Below are 21,204 nucleotides of genomic sequence, written 5' to 3'. Positions count from 1 at the left end.
TAGTGATTGAGTACTAACTTACCGGCATGGTCAGGATGAGCGCAGAAGAGAGGCGCGAGAGCGTCATCCGTGCCGCGATGCGCGAATTCGCCCGCACCGGCTATCACGGGACGTCGACCGAGACGATCGCCAAGCGGGTCGGTGTCTCGCAGCCGTATCTCTTCCGGCTCTTCCCGGGCAAGAAGGCGATCTTCCTGGCGGCGGCGGAGCGGTGTCTGGAGGACACCATCCGCACCTTCTCGGAGGCGTCCGAGGGGCTGGAGGGCGAAGAGGCCCTGCACGCCATGGCGGACGCGTACACCAAGGTCATCGCGGAGCACCCTGAGCAGCTGCTCATGCAGATGCAGATGTACGTCGCCGTGGCGGCCGCCGAGCAGGAGGGCGACCTGGAGCTCGGCGCCGCGGTGCGCGAGGGCTGGATGCGGCTGTGGGACACGGTTCATCTGCCGCTGGGCGCCGACGTCAAGGAGACGACGACCTTCATGGCGTACGGGATGCTCGTCAACTGCCTGGTCGCCATGGGGTTCCCGCCCGAGCACCGGGTGTGGGAAGGGCTCTACCCGGCCGCCCGCACCAAGGGGCGGCTCGAACACTGACGCAGGGAAGAGGCGTTTCCGGCGCCTTTTCATGATCGTAGAAGTTAGTCATCAATAACTAACCATGCCGCGTGAGCACCCTCTGGGGGAGAGATGTCACAACAGACCGCACCTCGCGGAGGGCCCGTCTGGGCTCTCGTCATCACCAGCGTCGCCGGATTCATGGCGGCCCTGGACAACCTCGTCGTCACCACCGCCCTGCCCTCCATCCGCGAGGACCTCGGCGGGGCGCTGCACGACCTGGAGTGGACGGTGAGCGCGTACACCCTCACCTTCGCCGTCCTGCTGATGTTCGGCGCGGCGCTCGGCGACCGGTTCGGCCGCCGCCGGCTCTTCCTCGTCGGCATCACGATCTTCACCGCCGCCTCCGCCGGCGCGGCCATGGCCCCCGGCATCGACTCCCTGATCGCCGCCCGCGCGGTGCAGGGCGTCGGCGCGGCGATCATGATGCCGCTGACGCTGACCCTGCTGACGGCCGCCGTGCCCGCCGCCAAGCGCGGGATGGCGTTCGGGATATGGGGAGCGGTCAACGGCCTCGCCGTGGCCTCCGGGCCGCTCATCGGCGGCACCCTCACCGAACACATCTCCTGGCAGTGGATCTTCTGGCTGAACGTTCCGCTGGGCCTGATCCTGCTCCCGCTCGCCCGCCTCCGCCTCGCCGAGTCGCACGGCACCGGCGCCGCCCTCGACCTCCCCGGCACCCTCCTCGCCAGCGGCGGCCTCTTCGGCATCGTCTACGGCCTGGTCCGCGGCCCCGCCGACGGCTGGACCGCGCCCTCGGTCCTGACCGCCCTGTTCTCTGGAGGGGCGCTGCTCGCCGGGTTCGTCCTCTACAGCACCCGCGCCAAGAACCCCATGCTCCCGATGCGGCTGTTCCGCTCCCGGGCCTTCTCCGGGATCAACGCCGCCAGCATGCTGATGTTCCTCGGCATGTTCGGCTCGATCTTCCTGCTCAGCCAGTACATGCAGGGCGTGCTCGGCTACTCGCCCACCGAGGCCGGCCTGCGGATGCTGCCCTGGACCGGCATGCCGATGCTGGTCGCGCCGATCGCCGGCATCCTCTCCGACCGGATCGGCGGCCGCCCCGTCGTCGCCACCGGCCTCTTCCTCCAGGCCGCGGGCCTCGGCTACCTGGCCTGGGTCATCACCGCGGACGCCTCCTACGGCATCCAGCTGCCCGGTCTGATCATCAGCGGAATCGGCATGGCCCTGTTCTTCGCACCCGCCTCCGCCCTGGTGATGTCCAGCGTCCGGGCCGGCGAGCAGGGCATCGCCTCCGGCGCCAACAACGCCCTGCGCGAGGTCGGCGGCGCGCTCGGCATCGCCATCATGTCGTCGATCTTCGCGGCCCAGGGCGGCTACGAGACCGGACAGACCTTCGTCGACGGACTGAAGCCCGCCCTGGTGACCGGCGCCGCGCTGGTGGCCCTCGCCGGTGTCGCCGCCCTGATCATCCCCGGCCGGAGGCACACCGAGCCCGCCGGGACCCCGGACACCCCCGCCCCCGTGCTCGAGCCCGCCGGACGCTGAGGAGAACGTCGTGCCCACCCTTCCCTGGGCCGCTCCGCACACCCCTCCGCCCGGCGCCGACGTGCACGTCTTCGCCTCCCGCTTCGAGACCCGCACCCTCGCGGGCGCGCTGAAGTTCTTCCTCCGCACCCCGGGCGTGTGGCGCCAGGTCAGCCGCGCCCCCGGCGCCTACGGGGCCACCCTCCGGGCGCAGCCGCTGCGGCGGACCTTCTGGACCCTGTCCGCCTGGGAGTCGCCCCAGGCCCTGAAGACCTTCGCCCGCTCCGGCCCCCACGCCCCGGCCTCCCGGGACCTGGCCCCCCTGATGCGGGACGCGAAGTTCGTCACCTGGACGGTGCGCGGCGACGAACTCCCGCTCGACTGGTCCGAGGCGATCCGCCGGCTGGGCTGAGCCCTGGACGACGTGACGGAGCGGCCCCGCCCGGACCGGCGGGGCCGTTCTCGTACCCTTGAGCGCGTGCAGGAACTCCACGACGCCCCGCTCGCCCCGCTGACCACCTTCCGCCTGGGCGGACCGGCCAGCCGGCTGATCACCGCCACCACCGACGCCGAGGTGATCGCCGCCGTCCGCGAGGCCGACTCCGCCGGCACCCCCCTGCTGGTCATCGGCGGTGGCTCCAACCTCGTCATCGGCGACAAAGGCTTCGCTGGCACCGCCCTCGTCATCGCCACCCGGGGCGTCGAACTCGACGGCACCCGCCTGGAACTGGCCGCCGGCGAGGTGTGGACCGACGCCGTCGCCCGCACCGTCGAGGCCGGACTCGCCGGCGTCGAATGCCTGGCCGGCATCCCCGGCTCGGCGGGCGCCACCCCGATCCAGAACGTCGGCGCGTACGGCCAGGAGGTCTCCGCCACGATCACCGAGGTCATCGCCTACGACCGCCACCACGGCGAGACCGTCACGCTGGCGAACGAGGAGTGCGCCTTCTCCTACCGCCACAGCCGCTTCAAGGCCGACCCCGAGCGGTACGTCGTCCTGCGCGTCCGCTTCGCCCTGGAGGACGCGGACGGACTGTCCGGGCCGATCAAGTACGCCGAGACCGCCCGCGCCCTCGGCGTCGAGCCCGGCGACCGGGTGCCGCTCGCCGACGCCCGCGAGACCGTCCTGAAGCTGCGGGCCGGAAAGGGCATGGTCCTCGACCCCGAGGACCACGACACCTGGTCCGCCGGATCCTTCTTCACCAACCCGATCCTCACCGACGAACAGTTCGCGGCCTTCCACGCGCGCGTGCACGAGCGGCTCGGCGACACGGTGGAGCCCCCGGCCTACCCGGCGGGGGAGGGGCACACCAAGACCTCCGCCGCCTGGCTGATCGACAAGGCGGGCTTCACCAAGGGCTACGGCAGCGGGCCCGCCCGGATCTCCACCAAGCACACCCTCGCCCTCACCAACCGGGGCACGGCGACCACCGAGGACCTGCTCGCCCTCGCCCGCGAGGTCGTCGCCGGAGTCCGCGAGGCCTTCGGAATCACCCTGGTCAACGAGCCGGTGACGGTCGGCGTCAGCCTGTAGGCGGCCCCTGCCCGGCCGAATCCCCGTTGCGGGAGAGGGCGGGCAGCCCCGACCCTGGGGCCATGAGGCATCGCGCATGCGGCTGAGGCTGACCGAGTTCAGGCCCCGGACCGGACCCCACGAACACCGGGTGGTCCAGCCCCGGACCACCCTGCGGCACACCTCCCTGACGGCGCCCGACCCCATCGGCCTGCTGCTCGGCGACCACGACGGACTGAACCGGCTGGCGGGCCTGTTCTCCTTCGCCGCCTGCTCCCGGCACACCATCGTCCACATCCCGCTGCGCGACGGCGTCCCGCCCGACGAGGGCCGGGGCGAGCGGGTCGACCTCGTCCTGGCCCACCACACCCTCGGACTGCGCCCCAGCCGGTGGCCCGGACTCCGCCGCAAGCTGCGCGGGGGCACCCCGCTGACCGCCCGCAGCGACGAGGCGCGCACCGCCCGGGACGCGCGGACCTGGCAGGCCCGGCGGGACCGCGACGAACTGCGCCACACCACCCACGCCCGTACGTTCTTCCTGTCCGGCAGCCGGGACGTGTTCGCCGACACCGCCGCCGGCTTCGCCCACGCCGCGGGCTTCGGGCCGCACCACAAGCGCGTCGGCCAAGGGCACCCGGCGCTGATGACGACACTGCCGCTGACCCAGCCGCCCGGCGGCGGGCACCCCTACGAGGTCCTGATCTGTTTCAAGCCCTATCCGCCGTACGCCCACTTCAGGCGACCGGGCGAGTCAGCCACTCGTCCACCCCGGCCAGCAGCCGCGCCCTGACGTCCTCCGGTGCCGCCGACGCGCGTACCGACTGCCGGGCCAGTTCCGCCAGTTCCGCGTCCGTGAAGGCGTGGTGCCGGCGGGCGATCTCGTACTGCGCCGCCAGCCGCGAACCGAACAGCAGCGGGTCGTCCGCGCCCAGCGCCATCGGCACCCCGGCCTCGAACAGCGTGCGCAGCGGCACGTCCGCCGGTTTCTCGTACACGCCCAGGGCCACGTTCGACGCCGGGCACACCTCGCACGTCACGCCACGGTCGGCCAGGCGCTTCAGCAGCCGCGGATCGTCCGCCGCGCGCACCCCGTGGCCGATCCGGTGCGCGTCCAGGTCGTCCAGGCAGTCACGCACCGACGCCGGGCCCGCCAGCTCCCCGCCGTGCGGAGCGGACAGCAGACCGCCCTCCCGCGCGATGGCGAACGCGCGGTCGAAGTCCCGCGCCATGCCCCGGCGCTCGTCGTTGGACAGCCCGAAGCCGACCACACCCCGGTCCGCGTACCGCACCGCGAGCCGCGCCAGCGTCCGCGCGTCCAGCGGATGCTTCATCCGGTTCGCCGCCACCACGACCCGCATCCCCAGGCCCGTCTCCCGCGACGCCGTCTCCACCGCGTCCAGGATGACCTCCAGAGCGGGGATCAGCCCGCCCAGACGAGGCGCGTACGAGGTCGGGTCCACCTGGATCTCCAGCCAGCCCGAGCCGTCCCGCACATCCTCCTCGGCGGCCTCCCGCACCAGCCGCTGGATGTCCTCGGGCTCCCGCAGGCACGAACGCGCCGCGTCGTACAGCCGCTGGAAACGGAACCAGCCCCGCTCGTCCGTCGCCCGCAGGCTCGGCGGCTCCCCGCTCGTCAGGGCCTCCGTCAGCGCGTCGGGCAGCCGCACGCCGTGCTTGTCGGCCAGTTCCAGAACGGTGGCGGGGCGCATCGAACCGGTGAAGTGCAGGTGCAGATGGGCCTTCGGCAGCTCAGAGAGATCACGTACACGCTCCATCCCAGGATCCTGCCGCACCTCCGGGCCCTCCCGGTAGCGCTTTCCCCGTACGTGGTCTTGCTCGCACAAAGGAACAGGGCACCCGGGAAGCCCCAGGTGCCCTGCCCGCGGCGGTCTCGGCTACTTCGCCTCCGCCAGCAGCTTCTGGATCCGCGAGACACCCTCGACGAGGTCCTCGTCGCCCAGCGCGTACGACAGCCGCAGATAGCCCGGCGTGCCGAAGGCCTCACCCGGGACGACCGCGACCTCGGCCTCCTCCAGGATCAGCTCGGCCAGCTCCACGCTGCTCCGCGGGCGCTTGCCGCGGATCTCCTTGCCCAGCAGGCCCTTCACCGACGGGTACGCGTAGAAGGCGCCCTCGGGCTCCGGGCAGACCACGCCGTCGATCTCGTTGAGCATCCGCACGATCGTCTTGCGGCGCCGGTCGAACGCCTCGCGCATCGTGGCGACGGCGTCCAGGTCACCGGCGACGGCGGCCAGCGCCGCGACCTGGGCGACGTTGGAGACGTTCGACGTGGCGTGCGACTGGAGGTTCGTCGCCGCCTTCACCACGTCCTTCGGGCCGATGATCCAGCCCACCCGCCAGCCCGTCATCGCGTACGTCTTGGCGACACCGTTGACCACGACGCACTTGTCGCGCAGCTCCGGCAGGATCCCGGGCAGCGAGGTGAAGGTCGCGTCGCCGTAGACCAGGTGCTCGTAGATCTCGTCCGTCATCACCCACAGGCCGTGCTCCACGGCCCAGCGGCCGATCGCCTCGGCGTCCGCGGCGCTGTAGACCGCGCCGGTGGGGTTGGAGGGGGAGACGAACAGGACGACCTTCGTCCGCTCCGTACGGGCCGCCTCCAGCTGCTCGACGGAGACGCGGTAGCCGGTCGTCTCGTCCGCGACGACCTCCACCGGGACACCGCCGGCCAGCCGGATCGACTCCGGGTACGTCGTCCAGTACGGCGCCGGGACGATCACCTCGTCGCCCGGGTCCAGGATCGCGGCGAAGGCCTCGTAGATGGCCTGCTTGCCGCCGTTGGTGACGAGGATCTGCGAGGCCTCGGGCTCGTAGCCGGAGTCCCGCAGCGTCTTCGCGGCGATCGCGGCCTTCAGCTCGGGCAGACCGCCGGCCGGGGTGTAGCGGTGGTACTTCGGGTTCTTGCACGCCTCGATGGCGGCCTCGACGATGTAGTCCGGGGTCGGGAAGTCGGGCTCACCGGCGCCGAAGCCGATCACCGGACGCCCGGCGGCCTTGAGAGCCTTGGCCTTGGCGTCCACGGCGAGGGTGGCGGACTCGGAGATCGCGCCGACTCGGGCGGAGACCCGGCGGTCGGTGGGAGGGGTTGCAGCGCTCATGGGGCCCATCGTTTCAGACCGGAAACTCCCCCGGCACGCGGGTTTCACAGACTGAACAACGGCTGAACAACCGTCCGGATCCGCCCCGCACGCTGGGCGATCTTCCATCTCCCCGGCTCCCACGGGGCACTTTCTGTTCGACGAGGCGCTTGAGAACACGTACACTCTCTCCTCGTTGGCCTCCAGCAGCCCGCACTCGTACGGTGCACACCGAGCACCCGTGTGAATGCGGTACGTTGGGGAACACACAAAGGGTCGTAGCTCAATTGGTAGAGCACTGGTCTCCAAAACCAGCGGTTGGGGGTTCAAGTCCCTCCGGCCCTGCTACACACACCTTCGCCAGGATGTGTGCGCAGGTACGTACAGCAATGCACCGCCGTGCGGCTCAGACCGGGCGCGGCACGGCCACGACCCGGAATCAGGTGAGGACGAGTGACGGACGCCGTGGGCTCCATCGACATGCCTGATGCCGAGGACGAGGCGCCGGATTCCAGGAAGAAGACCCGCAAGGGCGGAAAGCGTGCCAAGAAGGGTCCGCTGAAGCGTCTTGCCCTCTTCTACCGTCAGATCGTCGCCGAACTGCGCAAGGTCGTCTGGCCGTCGCGCAGCCAGCTGACGACCTACACGACCGTGGTGATTGTCTTCGTCGTCATCATGATCGGCCTGGTGACCGTGATTGACTATGGGCTCGACCACGCCGCCAAGTACGTCTTCGGCTGAGCACAGAGCGAAGGGCGCCGCGGTTACCGGCGCCCCTTTTCGCATGTACCACCCCTATGTATCCAGGAAGAAGCAGCCACCGTGTCTGACCAGAACCTGAACGACGCCATCGAGCCCGACGAGACTGTCGAAGACGAGCTCGACATCGTCGAGGGCGCGGACGAGGACCTGGACGAGGTCGAGGCTGCCGACGCCGAGGCCGGCGAGCCCGCGGAGGAAGCGGCCCTCCACGTCGAGGCCGAGGCCGAAGAGGCCGAGGCCGAGGCCGAGGCCGAAGTTGAAGCCGAGGAAGAGCCGGCCGAGCCGGTCGACCCCGTCGCCGCCCTGCGCGAAGAGCTGCGGACCCTGCCCGGCGAGTGGTACGTCATCCACACCTACGCCGGCTACGAGAACCGCGTGAAGACCAACCTGGAGCAGCGCGCCGTCTCGCTGAACGTCGAGGACTACATCTTCCAGGCCGAGGTGCCGCAGGAAGAGGTCGTCCAGATCAAGAACGGCGACCGCAAGACGATCAAGCAGAACAAGCTCCCGGGTTACGTCCTGGTCCGCATGGACCTGACGAACGAGTCCTGGGGCGTCGTCCGCAACACGCCCGGCGTCACCGGCTTCGTGGGCAACGCCTACGACCCGTACCCGCTGACCCTGGACGAGATCGTCAAGATGCTCGCCCCCGAGGCCGAGGAGAAGGCAGCCCGCGAGGCCGCCGAGGCCGAGGGCAAGCCGGCGCCGCAGCGCAAGGTCGAGGTCCAGGTGCTGGACTTCGAGGTCGGCGACTCGGTCACCGTCACCGACGGCCCCTTCGCCACCCTCCAGGCCACGATCAACGAGATCAACGCCGACTCCAAGAAGGTCAAGGGCCTGGTGGAGATCTTCGGTCGCGAGACCCCGGTCGAGCTGTCGTTCGACCAGATCCAGAAGAACTAGCTTCACGATCATCCGACAGAGCCCCTGCCCAACGGGAAACCGTTGGGCAGGGGCTCTGTCGCGTCCTGTCCGCCAAGAAGAACTGCACTGGATACGAGAAAGAGCGTCGAGCAGGCGTATCAACTTGGTACCGGCGCCCCGCTCGCACAGGTAGCACGGGTGTTCTCGCGAGACGATCATCTGGCTGTGCGTCTGCCAGCTTCTGAGTGCACTTCGGGGGACCTCATGTACCGCCTCACCCACCGCACTGCCCATGCGCTGGTTACCGTCGTGCTGATTACCTGCACGGCATCTGCCTGTTCTGACTCCTCCGCAGCGTCGAGGGCTCCGCAGTCCGAGAAGGTGGCGAGCCCCAAGGCTGCACCCGCAGCGCAGCCGACCTTCCGGTCTGGCCAGGAGCAGCTGGACAGGGAAGCGCGCGACTTGCTCAACGTGACGGATCGCTGGCAGTCGGATGAGGAGGGCTTGGTCTCGTCCGGCTCTCTCGCGGTACCCGGAGAGAACCGTGACGAGACCCTCAAGCCCGGCACCACCCTGCGAGTGGAGGTGGCCTGCGCGTGGGAAGGCACCGTCACCTTCACAGTCGTTTCAGGCACCGCCAAGACCACTGAGCGCGTCGACTGTACGCAGCCGATGGCGAAGGGGTTCGACTTCACCACGGCTGGGTCAAGTCTCGCGATCCAGGCAGATTCGCCCGGAGAAGAAGCGGTGGGCGCTGCCTACCTGGTGAGCCGCACCACCTGACCGCCCCGGAGTCACGGGCCGTCTCTGGGCCCGCCCGCCCGGGGACGGGGACGGGGACGGCTGCCCGTGAGAGACTTGGCGCATTACTTCCACAAGAACTAGATCTCACTGCTTCCGAGCAGGTCAGGCGCACGCTCAAGCGGTCGCCTGACCTGCTCGGTTTTTGGCCGCGCATCTATACCCGTTATCGTTGTGCGGTATGCCTTCATCCGGGACGCGACCCGGGTGGTGGCACACCCGATTCGAAAGGACCCGGAGAGCTATGCCTCCCAAGAAGAAGAAGGTCACGGGGCTCATCAAGCTCCAGATCCAGGCCGGTGCCGCCAACCCGGCTCCGCCGGTCGGCCCCGCGCTGGGTCAGCACGGCGTCAACATCATGGAGTTCTGCAAGGCCTACAACGCCGCGACCGAGTCGCAGCGTGGCTGGGTCATCCCGGTGGAGATCACGGTCTACGAGGACCGCTCCTTCACCTTCGTGACCAAGACCCCGCCGGCCGCCAAGATGATCCTCAAGGCCGCGGGCGTGGAGAAGGGCTCCGGCGAGCCGCACAAGACCAAGGTCGCCAAGATCACCCAGGCGCAGGTCCGCGAGATCGCCGAGACCAAGATGCCCGACCTCAACGCCAACGACCTGGACGCCGCGTCGAAGATCATCGCCGGCACCGCCCGTTCCATGGGCATCACGGTCGAGGGCTGAGCCCCAACCTCGTAGACCAGCAGTAGTGGCAGGGCCTGCTCGGCCCGGACCACGACTCCTAAGAAAACCCCAGGAGCAGTAGTGAGCAAGCGCAGCAAGTCTCTCCGCGCTGCGGACGCCAAGATCGACCGGGAGAAGCTCTACGCCCCGCTCGAGGCCGTCCGTCTCGCCAAGGAGACCTCCACGACCAAGTTCGACGGCACCGTCGAGGTCGCCTTCCGTCTGGGTGTCGACCCGCGCAAGGCCGACCAGATGGTCCGTGGCACCGTGAACCTCCCGCACGGCACCGGTAAGACCGCCCGGGTCCTGGTCTTCGCGACCGGTGACCGTGCCGAGGCCGCTCGTGCCGCGGGCGCCGACATCGTCGGCGCCGACGAGCTCATCGACGAGGTGTCGAAGGGCCGTCTGGACTTCGACGCCGTCGTCGCCACCCCGGACCTCATGGGCAAGGTCGGCCGCCTCGGCCGCGTGCTCGGTCCGCGTGGTCTGATGCCGAACCCGAAGACCGGCACCGTCACCCCCGATGTCACCAAGGCTGTCAACGACATCAAGGGCGGCAAGATCGAGTTCCGCGTCGACAAGCACTCGAACCTGCACTTCATCATCGGCAAGACGTCGTTCGACGACAGCAAGCTGGTGGAGAACTACGGCGCGGCCCTGGAGGAGATCCTCCGTCTGAAGCCGTCCGCCGCCAAGGGTCGCTACATCAAGAAGGCCGCCATCACCACCACGATGGGCCCCGGCATTCCGGTCGACCCCAACCGCACCCGCAACCTCCTCGTCGAGGAGGACCCGGCCGCGGTCTGAGCCATCGAGGCTCGCTGAAGTCGGCTACGGGCCCCGCACCTTTCCAGGTGCGGGGCCCGTTCCCTGTTCCGGCGGAATTCAAGCGACCGCTCGCATCGCCATCGGTTAGGCTCACCGCTTCGCTGTGAATCGCTCATGTGTTCCTTGGGGGGAATCGATGACGGGGCTTTCTGTACGACGTTCCACGCGCGCCCGGACGATCGGTGCCGGGCTCGCCGCCGTGGCCCTCGCCGCAGGCGCGGTGAGCTGCGGCAAGGGCGAGGAGTCGCCGAAGATGTCGCCCGCGGCGGCCGTGGCCAAGGCGGCGAAGAACTCCGACGACATCACCTCCCTGCGGTACCGCATGACGGGCGAGGTGCCGGAGCAGGGGCGGGTCAAGGCCGAGGCCTCCATGCGCATGAAGCCCACCTTGGCCATGAGCATGAAGATGACGGCCCTCGACCAAGGGGCGGACGGCTCCGCCGAGATCCGGCTCGTCGACAAGGCCATGTACATCGGCGGGAACGCCGAGATGGCCAAGGAGATGGACGGCAAGTCCTGGATGAAGTTCGACATGTCCGCGCTCGGCGAGGACGCCCTCGGCGGAGCTGGCAACCCCGCCGCCGGCCGGGCCGAGCAGAACCCCGCGGCCGACTCCACGTTCCTCACCGGAGCCAAGGACGTGCAGGAGATCGGCACCGAGGAGGTCGACGGCGTCGAGACGACCCACTACCGGGGCACCGTCACCCTCGACGCGCTCCGCGACGCGCTCAAGGACGAGGACAAGGCCACCCGCGAGAAGCGTGAGAAGAGCATCGAGCAGTACGAGGACCTGGGCGTCGACAAGCTCACGATGGACATGTGGGTCGACGGCGAGGACCACACCAAGCAGTTCCGGATGAAGGGCGCCGCCGACAAGGGCCCCCTCGACCTGACCATCACCTTCCTCGACTACAACAAGCCGGTGACCGTGCAGGCCCCGCCCGCCGAGGACACCGTCGACCTGGCCGAGATGATGAAGGACCTCGGCGAGAGCTGAGCGCCGTATGACCGGATTTGCTTCACGGCGATCCGGTCACGTACTCTCTTCCAGAAGCCAAAGACCGCTGGTCGTTGCCGTGCGCTCGTTCGAGGGCGCGGTGGCCGAAGGATCCGCTGAACTGCGGACGACCCGCGCAGGTGATTGTGGAAGTTGCTCCCGCATGGATCTTCATGTCGGTCGAGCCACGCCCCGAGCGCCTGCGCCGGGGCGTTTCGTTTTCCCCAGTCCTCCTTCGGGTCCGCGCGGTCCGAATCACCCGGAAGGAGGCCGAGGCTCTATGGCGAGGCCCGACAAGGCTGCCGCGGTTGCCGAGTTGACGGACAAGTTCCGCAGCTCCAACGCCGCCGTGCTGACCGAGTACCGCGGTCTCACCGTGGCGCAGCTCAAGACGCTGCGTCGTTCGCTCGGTGAGAACGCCCAGTACGCCGTGGTGAAGAACACGCTGACCAAGATTGCGGCCAACGAGGCCGGGATCACGCTGGACGACCAGCTCTTCGCTGGTCCGACTGCTGTCGCCTTCGTCACCGGTGACCCGGTGGAGTCGGCGAAGGGTCTTCGTGACTTCGCCAAGGACAACCCGAATCTCATCATCAAGGGCGGTGTCCTTGACGGCAAGGCGCTGTCCGCCGATGAGATCAAGAAGCTTGCGGACCTCGAGTCCCGCGAGGTTCTGCTCTCCAAGCTGGCGGGTGCCATGAAGGGCAAGCAGTCTCAGGCTGCCGCGCTCTTCCAGGCGCTCCCGTCGAAGCTCGTCCGCACCGTGGACGCGCTTCGCGCCAAGCAGGACGAGCAGGGCGGTGCCGAGTAATTCGGCTCGCATCATGATCGCCGCCTGAGGCCCCCGGCCACGGGCAACGGTCGTAGCGGGCCGAACGTACGCCCGCCAGTCATGTACATCCGGCACCTGCCGAATTAGTGGAAGGAAAGCCATCATGGCTCTCACCCAGGAAGAACTGCTCGCCGAGTTCGAGGGCATGACCCTGATCCAGCTCTCCGAGTTCGTGAAGGCGTTCGAGGAGAAGTTCGACGTCACCGCCGCGGCCCCGGTCGCCGTTGCCGCCGCCGGCGCCCCGGGTGCCCCGGCCGCCGCCGTCGAGGAGGAGAAGGACGAGTTCGACGTCATCCTCACCGGTGCGGGCGACAAGAAGATCCAGGTCATCAAGGTCGTGCGTGAGCTGACCTCGCTCGGCCTGAAGGAGGCCAAGGACCTCGTGGACGGCGCCCCGAAGCCCGTCCTCGAGAAGGTCGCCAAGGACGCCGCCGAGAAGGCCGCTGAGTCCCTCAAGGGCGCCGGCGCCTCCGTCGAGGTCAAGTAACGCCCCCACGGGTCCGTACGGATCCGAGCGAGCTGATTGCGGTCCGGCAGGGCTGTAACGCGAGCGCACCGAAGAGCGATCATCCATCCGGGTGGTCGCTCTTCTGCGTTCCCGGAGGGGCGGCCGCGGTTGCCTTGCGCCTCAGGTCACGAGGGGTATGGTGATCTTCGTCGTGTCTCCGGCCGCCCCCGGTTCTGCCAAGGGGGGCCTTGACGAACCGCACGCAGCGCGCAATTCTCAGGACGCGTCGTCACAACGATCCGAATCCGAGGCATGGATCGACGGCGAAGAGGGCAGTATGAACGTGCATCGAGGGCGTGCATGCCGAGGGCGTTGAGAACGAGGGCGTTGAGGACAACGAGGGTCGCGAACAACCCGCACTGGACATCAGTGTGCCAACTGGCTACACTGACCCTTTGCGCTGCCTGTTAGCTGTCCCCTGCCCGTCACCAGGGGCATGCCCTCGCCCGAGCACAGACGACCGGACCATCCCTGACCTGGCCAAACAGCCAGAAAGGGGAATCTGTCTCTGCGCCCCGGAGTGAGGGGCCGGTACGCGCGTAGTGAGTCCGAGCCCTCGGAAGGACCCCCTCTTGGCCGCCTCGCGCACTGCCTCGACCGCGAATACGAACAACGGCGCCAGCACCGCCCCGCTGCGCATCTCCTTTGCAAAGATCAAGGAGCCCCTCGAGGTTCCCAACCTGCTCGCGCTGCAGACCGAGAGCTTTGACTGGCTGCTCGGGAACACCGCCTGGCAGAGTCGGGTCGAGGCGGCTCTGGAGTCCGGTCAGGACGTCCCCACCAAGTCCGGTCTGGAGGAGATCTTCGAGGAGATCTCCCCGATCGAGGACTTCTCCGGGTCGATGTCGCTGACGTTCCGCGACCACCGCTTCGAGCCGCCGAAGAACAGCATCGACGAGTGCAAGGAGCGCGACTTCACGTACGCTGCCCCGCTCTTCGTGACGGCTGAGTTCACCAACAACGAGACCGGCGAGATCAAGTCCCAGACGGTCTTCATGGGCGACTTCCCGCTCATGACCAACAAGGGCACCTTCGTCATCAACGGCACCGAGCGTGTCGTGGTGTCCCAGCTGGTCCGCTCGCCCGGCGTCTACTTCGACTCCTCCATCGACAAGACGTCCGACAAGGACATCTTCTCGGCCAAGATCATCCCGTCCCGGGGTGCCTGGCTGGAGATGGAGATCGACAAGCGCGACATGGTCGGTGTCCGTATCGACCGCAAGCGCAAGCAGTCCGTCACCGTCCTGCTCAAGGCTCTCGGGTGGACCACCGAGCAGATCCTGGAGGAGTTCGGCGAGTACGAGTCCATGCGCGCCACCCTGGAGAAGGACCACACCCAGGGCCAGGACGACGCGCTGCTCGACATCTACCGCAAGCTGCGTCCGGGCGAGCCCCCCACCCGTGAGGCCGCGCAGACGCTTCTGGAGAACCTCTACTTCAACCCGAAGCGCTACGACCTCGCCAAGGTCGGCCGGTACAAGGTCAACAAGAAGCTGGGTGCGGACGCTCCGCTGGACGCGGGCATCCTGACCGTCGAGGACATCATCTCGACGATCAAGTACCTGGTGAAGCTGCACGCCGGCGAGACCGAGACCACCGGTGACAGCGGTGGCACGATCGTCGTCGAGACCGACGACATCGACCACTTCGGCAACCGTCGTCTGCGCAGCGTCGGCGAGCTCATCCAGAACCAGGTCCGTACGGGCCTGGCGCGTATGGAGCGAGTCGTCCGTGAGCGGATGACGACCCAGGACGTCGAGGCGATCACGCCGCAGACCCTGATCAACATCCGGCCGGTCGTCGCCTCCATCAAGGAGTTCTTCGGCACCAGCCAGCTGTCGCAGTTCATGGACCAGAACAACCCGCTGTCGGGTCTCACCCACAAGCGCCGTCTGTCGGCTCTTGGCCCGGGTGGTCTCTCCCGTGAGCGGGCCGGCTTCGAGGTCCGTGACGTGCACCCGTCTCACTACGGCCGTATGTGCCCGATCGAGACGCCCGAAGGCCCGAACATCGGTCTGATCGGTTCGCTGGCCTCCTACGGCCGGGTCAACGCGTTCGGTTTCGTCGAGACCCCGTACCGCAAGGTCGTCGACGGCCAGGTCACCGACGAGGTGGACTACCTGACCGCCGACGAGGAGGACCGCTTCGTCATCGCGCAGGCCAACGCCACGCTCACCGACGACATGCGCTTCGCCGAGAACCGCGTCCTGGTCCGCCGCCGTGGCGGCGAGGTCGATTACGTCGCCGGTGACGACGTGGACTACATGGACGTATCGCCGCGCCAGATGGTGTCGGTCGCGACCGCCATGATCCCCTTCCTGGAGCACGACGACGCCAACCGTGCCCTCATGGGCGCGAACATGATGCGTCAGGCCGTGCCGCTCATCAAGAGCGAGTCCCCGCTCGTCGGCACCGGCATGGAGTACCGCTCCGCGGTCGACGCCGGCGACGTGGTCAAGGCCGAGAAGGCCGGTGTGGTCCAGGAGGTCTCCGCGGACTACATCACCACCGCCAACGACGACGGCACGTACATCACGTACCGCCTGGCCAAGTTCGCCCGCTCCAACCAGGGCACCTCGGTCAACCAGAAGGTCATCGTCAACGAGGGCGACCGGATCATCGAGGGCCAGGTCCTGGCCGACGGTCCGGCCACCCAGAACGGCGAGATGGCGCTCGGCAAGAACCTGCTGGTCGCGTTCATGCCGTGGGAGGGTCACAACTACGAGGACGCGATCATCCTGTCGCAGCGCCTCGTGCAGGACGACGTCCTCTCCTCGATCCACATCGAGGAGCACGAGGTCGACGCCCGTGACACCAAGCTCGGCCCCGAGGAGATCACCCGGGACATCCCGAACGTCTCCGAGGAGGTCCTCGCCGACCTCGACGAGCGCGGCATCATCCGGATCGGTGCCGAGGTCGTCGCCGGCGACATCCTCGTCGGCAAGGTCACGCCCAAGGGCGAGACCGAGCTGACCCCCGAGGAGCGCCTGCTGCGCGCCATCTTCGGTGAGAAGGCCCGTGAGGTCCGTGACACCTCGCTGAAGGTCCCGCACGGCGAGATCGGCAAGGTCATCGGCGTCCGCGTCTTCGACCGCGAGGAGGGCGACGAGCTTCCCCCCGGTGTGAACCAGCTGGTGCGCGTCTACGTCGCGCAGAAGCGCAAGATCACCGACGGTGACAAGCTCGCCGGCCGCCACGGCAACAAGGGCGTCATCTCCAAGATCCTGCCCATCGAGGACATGCCGTTCCTCGAGGACGGGACCCCGGTCGACATCATCCTCAACCCGCTCGGTGTGCCGTCCCGAATGAACCCGGGACAGGTGCTGGAGATCCACCTCGGCTGGCTCGCCAGCCGCGGCTGGGACGTCTCCGGTCTCGCCGAAGAGTGGGCCCAGCGTCTGCAGGCCATCGGCGCCGACAGTGTCGCCCCCGGCACCAACGTCGCCACCCCGGTCTTCGACGGTGCGCGTGAGGACGAGCTCGCCGGTCTGCTGGAGCACACCATCCCGAACCGAGACGGCGAGCGCATGGTGCTCCCGACCGGCAAGGCGCCGCTGTTCGACGGCCGCTCGGGTGAGCCCTTCCCGGAGCCGATCTCGGTCGGCTACATGTACATCCTCAAGCTCCACCACCTGGTCGACGACAAGCTGCACGCCCGCTCGACCGGCCCGTACTCGATGATCACCCAGCAGCCGCTGGGTGGTAAGGCTCAGTTCGGTGGCCAGCGGTTCGGCGAGATGGAGGTGTGGGCCCTCGAGGCCTACGGCGCCGCGTACGCCCTCCAGGAGCTGCTGACCATCAAGTCCGACGACGTCACCGGCCGCGTGAAGGTCTACGAGGCCATCGTCAAGGGCGAGAACATCCCCGAGCCCGGCATCCCCGAGTCCTTCAAGGTGCTCATCAAGGAGATGCAGTCTCTCTGCCTCAACGTGGAGGTGCTGTCCAGCGACGGTATGTCCATCGAAATGCGTGACACCGACGAGGACGTCTTCCGCGCGGCGGAGGAGCTCGGCATCGACCTGTCCCGGCGCGAGCCGAGCAGCGTCGAAGAGGTCTGACGGGAGTCCGGCGGCCTTCACCAGAAGGCCGCCGGCCCCAGGACCCCCGTATCAGACCCCTAAGACTTACAACCCTGAGAGGGATTGACGCATAGTGCTCGACGTCAACTTCTTCGATGAGCTCCGGATCGGTCTGGCCACCGCTGACGACATCCGTCAGTGGAGCCACGGCGAGGTCAAGAAGCCCGAGACCATCAACTACCGCACCCTCAAGCCCGAGAAGGACGGACTCTTCTGCGAGAAGATCTTCGGTCCGACCCGGGACTGGGAGTGCTACTGCGGCAAGTACAAGCGTGTCCGGTTCAAGGGCATCATCTGTGAGCGCTGCGGCGTCGAGGTGACTCGCGCCAAGGTGCGCCGTGAGCGGATGGGCCACATCGAGCTGGCCGCCCCGGTCACGCACATCTGGTACTTCAAGGGTGTCCCGTCGCGCCTGGGCTACCTGCTGGACCTGGCGCCCAAGGACCTCGAGAAGGTCATCTACTTCGCCGCGTACATGATCACGTACGTCGACGAGGAGCGCCGTACCCGCGACCTGCCCTCCCTGGAGGCGCACGTCTCCGTCGAGCGGCAGCAGGTCGAGAACCGGCGCGACGCCGACCTCGAGGCCCGCGCCAAGAAGCTCGAGTCGGACCTGGCCGAGCTGGAGGCCGAGGGCGCCAAGGCCGACGTGCGCCGCAAGGTGCGCGAAGGTGCCGAGCGCGAGATGAAGCAGCTGCGCGACCGTGCGCAGCGCGAGATCGACCGTCTCGACGAGGTGTGGACCCGGTTCAAGAACCTCAAGGTCCAGGACCTCGAGGGTGACGAGCTGCTCTACCGCGAGCTGCGGGACCGCTTCGGCACCTACTTCGACGGCTCGATGGGTGCCGCGGCGCTGCAGAAGCGCCTGGAGTCCTTCGACCTCGAGGAGGAGGCCGAGAAGCTCCGCGAGATCATCCGTACCGGCAAGGGCCAGAAGAAGACCCGTGCGCTGAAGCGGCTGAAGGTCGTGTCTGCCTTCCTGCAGACCTCCAACAGCCCCAAGGGCATGGTCCTCGACTGCGTCCCGGTCATCCCGCCGGACCTTCGCCCGATGGTGCAGCTGGACGGTGGCCGCTTCGCGACCTCCGACCTGAACGACCTGTACCGCCGGGTGATCAACCGCAACAACCGTCTGAAGCGCCTGCTCGACCTGGGTGCTCCGGAGATCATCGTCAACAACGAGAAGCGCATGCTTCAGGAGGCCGTTGACGCCCTCTTCGACAACGGTCGTCGTGGTCGCCCGGTCACCGGTCCCGGCAACCGCCCGCTGAAGTCCCTCAGCGACATGCTGAAGGGCAAGCAGGGTCGTTTCCGGCAGAACCTGCTCGGCAAGCGAGTCGACTACTCGGCGCGTTCCGTCATCGTCGTCGGCCCGCAGCTGAAGCTGCACCAGTGCGGCCTGCCCAAGGCCATGGCGCTGGAGCTCTTCAAGCCGTTCGTGATGAAGCGCCTGGTCGACCTGAACCACGCGCAGAACATCAAGAGCGCCAAGCGCATGGTGGAGCGCGGCCGCACGGTCGTGTACGACGTCCTCGAAGAGGTCATCGCCGAGCACCCGGTGCTGCTGAACCGTGCTCCCACCCTGCACCGCCTCGGCATCCAGGCCTTCGAGCCGCAGCTGGTCGAGGGCAAGGCCATCCAGATCCACCCGCTCGTCTGCACCGCGTTCAACGCGGACTTCGACGGTGACCAGATGGCCGTGCACCTTCCGCTGTCCGCGGAGGCGCAGGCCGAGGCCCGCATCCTGATGCTGTCCTCGAACAACATCCTCAAGCCCGCCGACGGCCGTCCGGTGACGATGCCGACCCAGGACATGGTCCTCGGTCTGTTCTTCCTCACCACCGACGGTGAGATGCGGAACGTCAAGGGTGAGGACCGCTCCTTCGCGTCCGTCGCCGAGGCGATCATGGCGTTCGACGCGGGCGAGCTCTCGCTCCAGTCGCCGATCGACATCCGCTTCCCGGTGGGCACCATCCCGCCGCGTGGCTGGATGCCGCCGGCGCGGGAGGAGGGCGAGCCGGAGTGGCAGCAGGGCGACTCGTTCCGGCTGCGGACGACCCTGGGCCGCGCGCTCTTCAACGAGCTGCTGCCCGAGGACTACCCGTTCGTCGACTACGAGGTCGGCAAGAAGCAGCTCTCCGAGATCGTCAACGACCTCGCCGAGCGCTACCCCAAGGTCATCGTGGCGGCGACGCTCGACAACCTGAAGGCGGCCGGCTTCTACTGGGCGACCCGTTCCGGTGTCACCGTGGCCATCTCCGACGTCGTCGTTCCCGAGGCGAAGAAGGAGATCGTCAAGGGCTACGAGGCGCAGGACGAGAAGGTCCAGAAGCAGTACGAGCGCGGTCTGATCACCAAGGACGAGCGCACGCAGGAGCTCATCGCGATCTGGACCAAGGCGACCAACGAGGTCGCCGAGGCGATGAACGACAACTTCCCGAAGACCAACCCGATCTTCATGATGGTGAACTCGGGTGCACGAGGCAACATGATGCAGATGCGTCAGATTGCCGGTATGCGTGGTCTGGTGTCGAACGCGAAGAACGAGACCATCCCGCGTCCGATCAAGGCGTCCTTCCGTGAGGGCCTGTCCGTGCTGGAGTACTTCATCTCCACGCACGGTGCCCGTAAGGGTCTGGCGGACACCGCCCTGCGTACCGCCGACTCGGGTTACCTGACCCGTCGTCTGGTGGACGTCTCGCAGGACGTGATCATCCGCGAGGAGGACTGCGGCACCGAGCGCGGTCTGAAGCTGAAGATCGCCGTGCGCGGCGCGGACGGCGTCCTGCGCAAGACGGACGACGTCGAGACCAGCGTCTACGCCCGCATGCTCGCCGAGGACGTCGTCATCGACGGCAAGGTGATCGCGCCGGCCAACGTGGACCTGGGCGACGTGCTCATCGACCAGCTCGTGCACCACGGTGTCGAGGAGGTCAAGACCCGCTCGATCCTCACGTGCGAGTCCCAGGTGGGCACCTGCGCCATGTGCTACGGCCGCTCGCTGGCCACCGGCAAGCTGGTCGACATCGGTGAGGCGGTCGGCATCATCGCCGCCCAGTCCATCGGTGAGCCCGGTACCCAGCTGACGATGCGTACCTTCCACACCGGTGGTGTGGCCGGTGACGACATCACCCAGGGTCTGCCCCGTGTCGTCGAGCTCTTCGAGGCCCGTACGCCGAAGGGTGTCGCCCCGATCTCCGAGGCCTCCGGCCGCGTGCGGATCGAGGAGACCGAGAAGACCAAGAAGATCGTCGTCACCCCGGACGACGGCAGCGACGAGACGGCGTTCCCGATCTCCAAGCGTGCCAAGGTCCTGGTCCGCGAGGGCGACCACGTCGAGGTGGGCCAGCAGCTCACCGTGGGTGCCACCAACCCGCACGACGTGCTGCGCATTCTGGGTCAGCGTGCCGTCCAGGTCCACCTGGTCGGCGAGGTCCAGAAGGTCTACAACTCGCAGGGTGTGTCGATCCACGACAAGCACATCGAGATCATCATCCGGCAGATGCTGCGCCGGGTGACGATCATCGAGTCCGGCGACGCCGAGCTGCTGCCCGGCGAGCTGGTCGAGCGCTCGAAGTTCGAGACCGAGAACCGTCGTGTGGTCCAGGAGGGCGGTCACCCGGCCTCCGGTCGTCCGCAGCTCATGGGTATCACCAAGGCCTCGCTGGCCACGGAGTCCTGGCTGTCGGCGGCGTCCTTCCAGGAGACGACGCGAGTCCTCACGGATGCGGCGATCAACGCCAAGTCCGACTCGCTCATCGGCCTCAAGGAGAACGTCATCATCGGTAAGCTCATCCCGGCCGGTACGGGCCTGTCCCGCTACCGCAACATCCGGGTCGAGCCGACCGAGGAGGCCAAGGCCGCGATGTACTCGGCCGTCGGCTACGACGACATCGACTACTCGCCGTTCGGCACCGGCTCCGGCCAGGCCGTTCCGCTGGAGGACTACGACTACGGTCCGTACAACCAGTAAGCGAGTCGCTTGAGTCGAAGGGCGGTCACCCACACGGGTGGCCGCCCTTCGGCGTGTTCGAGCCCGGCGTGCGAGTGATCGTGCGGTGCCGCCCGGCGGGTCCGCACCGGTCGCCCTGCCGCTGTGCCAGGTTGGCCCGGACCCGGCCCGGTGGAAGCGGAGGCG

Annotated in this window: 17 protein-coding genes and 1 tRNA gene; 16 read left to right on the top strand and 2 right to left on the bottom strand. The window is 68.1% G+C overall.

The genetic code is table 11. The features are described 5' to 3' along the window. Positions 1-26 precede the first annotated feature (26 nt). The 5 genes from ACWD1Z_RS03535 (at position 27) to ACWD1Z_RS03515 (ending at position 4,408) form a co-directional block, all read left to right on the top strand. The gene (locus ACWD1Z_RS03535; RefSeq protein ID WP_451115126.1) at positions 27-596 is read left to right on the top strand and encodes a TetR/AcrR family transcriptional regulator; all 570 of its coding nucleotides are present in this window, start codon (positions 27-29) and stop codon (positions 594-596) included. 93 nt (positions 597-689) lie between these two features. Next, on the top strand, positions 690-2,126 hold the full coding sequence (locus ACWD1Z_RS03530) for an MFS transporter (RefSeq protein ID WP_451115124.1): 1,437 nt from the start codon (positions 690-692) through the stop codon (positions 2,124-2,126). A 10-nt stretch (positions 2,127-2,136) separates the two neighbouring features. After that, positions 2,137-2,517, top strand: a complete 381-nt coding sequence (locus ACWD1Z_RS03525; protein WP_451115122.1) for a DUF3291 domain-containing protein — start codon at positions 2,137-2,139, stop codon at positions 2,515-2,517. Positions 2,518-2,583: 66 nt separating this feature from the next. Then, the gene (locus tag ACWD1Z_RS03520; protein ID WP_451115121.1) at positions 2,584-3,639 is read left to right on the top strand and encodes a UDP-N-acetylmuramate dehydrogenase; all 1,056 of its coding nucleotides are present in this window, start codon (positions 2,584-2,586) and stop codon (positions 3,637-3,639) included. 76 nt (positions 3,640-3,715) lie between these two features. Then, entirely contained in the window at positions 3,716-4,408 is a 693-nt protein-coding gene (locus ACWD1Z_RS03515) for a hypothetical protein (RefSeq protein ID WP_451115119.1), read from the top strand. Here the strand turns inward: ACWD1Z_RS03515 and ACWD1Z_RS03510 are convergent. Both ACWD1Z_RS03510 and ACWD1Z_RS03505 read right to left on the bottom strand, forming a co-directional pair. Further along, on the bottom strand, positions 4,353-5,393 hold the full coding sequence (locus ACWD1Z_RS03510) for an adenosine deaminase (protein ID WP_451115117.1): 1,041 nt from the start codon (positions 5,391-5,393) through the stop codon (positions 4,353-4,355). The two genes, ACWD1Z_RS03515 and ACWD1Z_RS03510, sit on opposite strands and share 56 nt — an antisense overlap. A gap of 120 nt (positions 5,394-5,513) precedes the next feature. Further along, positions 5,514-6,737, bottom strand: a complete 1,224-nt coding sequence (locus tag ACWD1Z_RS03505; protein WP_389415439.1) for a pyridoxal phosphate-dependent aminotransferase — start codon at positions 6,735-6,737, stop codon at positions 5,514-5,516. Between the two features lie 251 nt (positions 6,738-6,988). Here ACWD1Z_RS03505 and ACWD1Z_RS03500 point away from each other — a divergent pair. The 11 genes from ACWD1Z_RS03500 to ACWD1Z_RS03450 all read left to right on the top strand — a co-directional run bounded on the left by ACWD1Z_RS03500 (position 6,989) and on the right by ACWD1Z_RS03450 (position 21,039). Next, positions 6,989-7,061: transfer RNA gene (locus ACWD1Z_RS03500), tRNA-Trp, on the top strand. 108 nt (positions 7,062-7,169) lie between these two features. Beyond that, on the top strand, positions 7,170-7,457 hold the full coding sequence (gene secE / locus ACWD1Z_RS03495) for a preprotein translocase subunit SecE (protein ID WP_250070946.1): 288 nt from the start codon (positions 7,170-7,172) through the stop codon (positions 7,455-7,457). Positions 7,458-7,538: 81 nt separating this feature from the next. Beyond that, a complete protein-coding gene (gene nusG, locus ACWD1Z_RS03490; protein WP_451115115.1) occupies positions 7,539-8,381 on the top strand; it encodes a transcription termination/antitermination protein NusG in 843 nt (280 codons plus the stop codon). Positions 8,382-8,606: 225 nt separating this feature from the next. Further along, positions 8,607-9,125: a hypothetical protein gene (locus ACWD1Z_RS03485; RefSeq protein ID WP_451115114.1), complete on the top strand. Its 519-nt coding sequence runs from the start codon at positions 8,607-8,609 to the stop codon at positions 9,123-9,125. A gap of 262 nt (positions 9,126-9,387) precedes the next feature. After that, positions 9,388-9,822, top strand: coding sequence for a 50S ribosomal protein L11 (rplK, locus tag ACWD1Z_RS03480; protein ID WP_250070948.1), 435 nt, complete (start codon positions 9,388-9,390; stop codon positions 9,820-9,822). Positions 9,823-9,903: 81 nt separating this feature from the next. Continuing rightward, positions 9,904-10,629, top strand: coding sequence for a 50S ribosomal protein L1 (rplA, locus tag ACWD1Z_RS03475; protein WP_383311455.1), 726 nt, complete (start codon positions 9,904-9,906; stop codon positions 10,627-10,629). 157 nt (positions 10,630-10,786) lie between these two features. After that, the gene (locus ACWD1Z_RS03470; protein WP_451115113.1) at positions 10,787-11,647 is read left to right on the top strand and encodes a DUF1396 domain-containing protein; all 861 of its coding nucleotides are present in this window, start codon (positions 10,787-10,789) and stop codon (positions 11,645-11,647) included. A gap of 280 nt (positions 11,648-11,927) precedes the next feature. Next, a complete protein-coding gene (gene rplJ / locus ACWD1Z_RS03465; RefSeq protein WP_389415434.1) occupies positions 11,928-12,458 on the top strand; it encodes a 50S ribosomal protein L10 in 531 nt (176 codons plus the stop codon). 121 nt (positions 12,459-12,579) lie between these two features. After that, the gene (gene rplL, locus ACWD1Z_RS03460; protein WP_389415640.1) at positions 12,580-12,966 is read left to right on the top strand and encodes a 50S ribosomal protein L7/L12; all 387 of its coding nucleotides are present in this window, start codon (positions 12,580-12,582) and stop codon (positions 12,964-12,966) included. 593 nt (positions 12,967-13,559) lie between these two features. Then, positions 13,560-17,045, top strand: coding sequence for a DNA-directed RNA polymerase subunit beta (gene rpoB / locus ACWD1Z_RS03455; RefSeq protein WP_451115111.1), 3,486 nt, complete (start codon positions 13,560-13,562; stop codon positions 17,043-17,045). Between the two features lie 94 nt (positions 17,046-17,139). Then, entirely contained in the window at positions 17,140-21,039 is a 3,900-nt protein-coding gene (locus tag ACWD1Z_RS03450) for a DNA-directed RNA polymerase subunit beta' (protein ID WP_451115109.1), read from the top strand. The last annotated feature ends 165 nt before the right edge of the window (positions 21,040-21,204 follow it).

This window comes from Streptomyces sp. NPDC002784, from assembly GCF_053592135.1.
Note: the sequence above shows the minus strand (reverse complement) of the source record. Positions and strands in the feature narration are given on the sequence as shown.

Coding starts and splice junctions, on each gene's coding strand:
- ACWD1Z_RS03535 (WP_451115126.1), top strand. CDS start 27: ATGGTCAGGATGAGCGCAGAAGAGAGGCGCGAGAGCGTCATCCGTGCC.
- ACWD1Z_RS03530 (WP_451115124.1), top strand. CDS start 690: ATGTCACAACAGACCGCACCTCGCGGAGGGCCCGTCTGGGCTCTCGTC.
- ACWD1Z_RS03515 (WP_451115119.1), top strand. CDS start 3,716: ATGCGGCTGAGGCTGACCGAGTTCAGGCCCCGGACCGGACCCCACGAA.
- ACWD1Z_RS03510 (WP_451115117.1), bottom strand. CDS start 5,393: ATGGAGCGTGTACGTGATCTCTCTGAGCTGCCGAAGGCCCATCTGCAC.
- ACWD1Z_RS03505 (WP_389415439.1), bottom strand. CDS start 6,737: ATGAGCGCTGCAACCCCTCCCACCGACCGCCGGGTCTCCGCCCGAGTC.
- ACWD1Z_RS03485 (WP_451115114.1), top strand. CDS start 8,607: ATGTACCGCCTCACCCACCGCACTGCCCATGCGCTGGTTACCGTCGTG.
- rplK (WP_250070948.1), top strand. CDS start 9,388: ATGCCTCCCAAGAAGAAGAAGGTCACGGGGCTCATCAAGCTCCAGATC.
- ACWD1Z_RS03470 (WP_451115113.1), top strand. CDS start 10,787: ATGACGGGGCTTTCTGTACGACGTTCCACGCGCGCCCGGACGATCGGT.
- rplJ (WP_389415434.1), top strand. CDS start 11,928: ATGGCGAGGCCCGACAAGGCTGCCGCGGTTGCCGAGTTGACGGACAAG.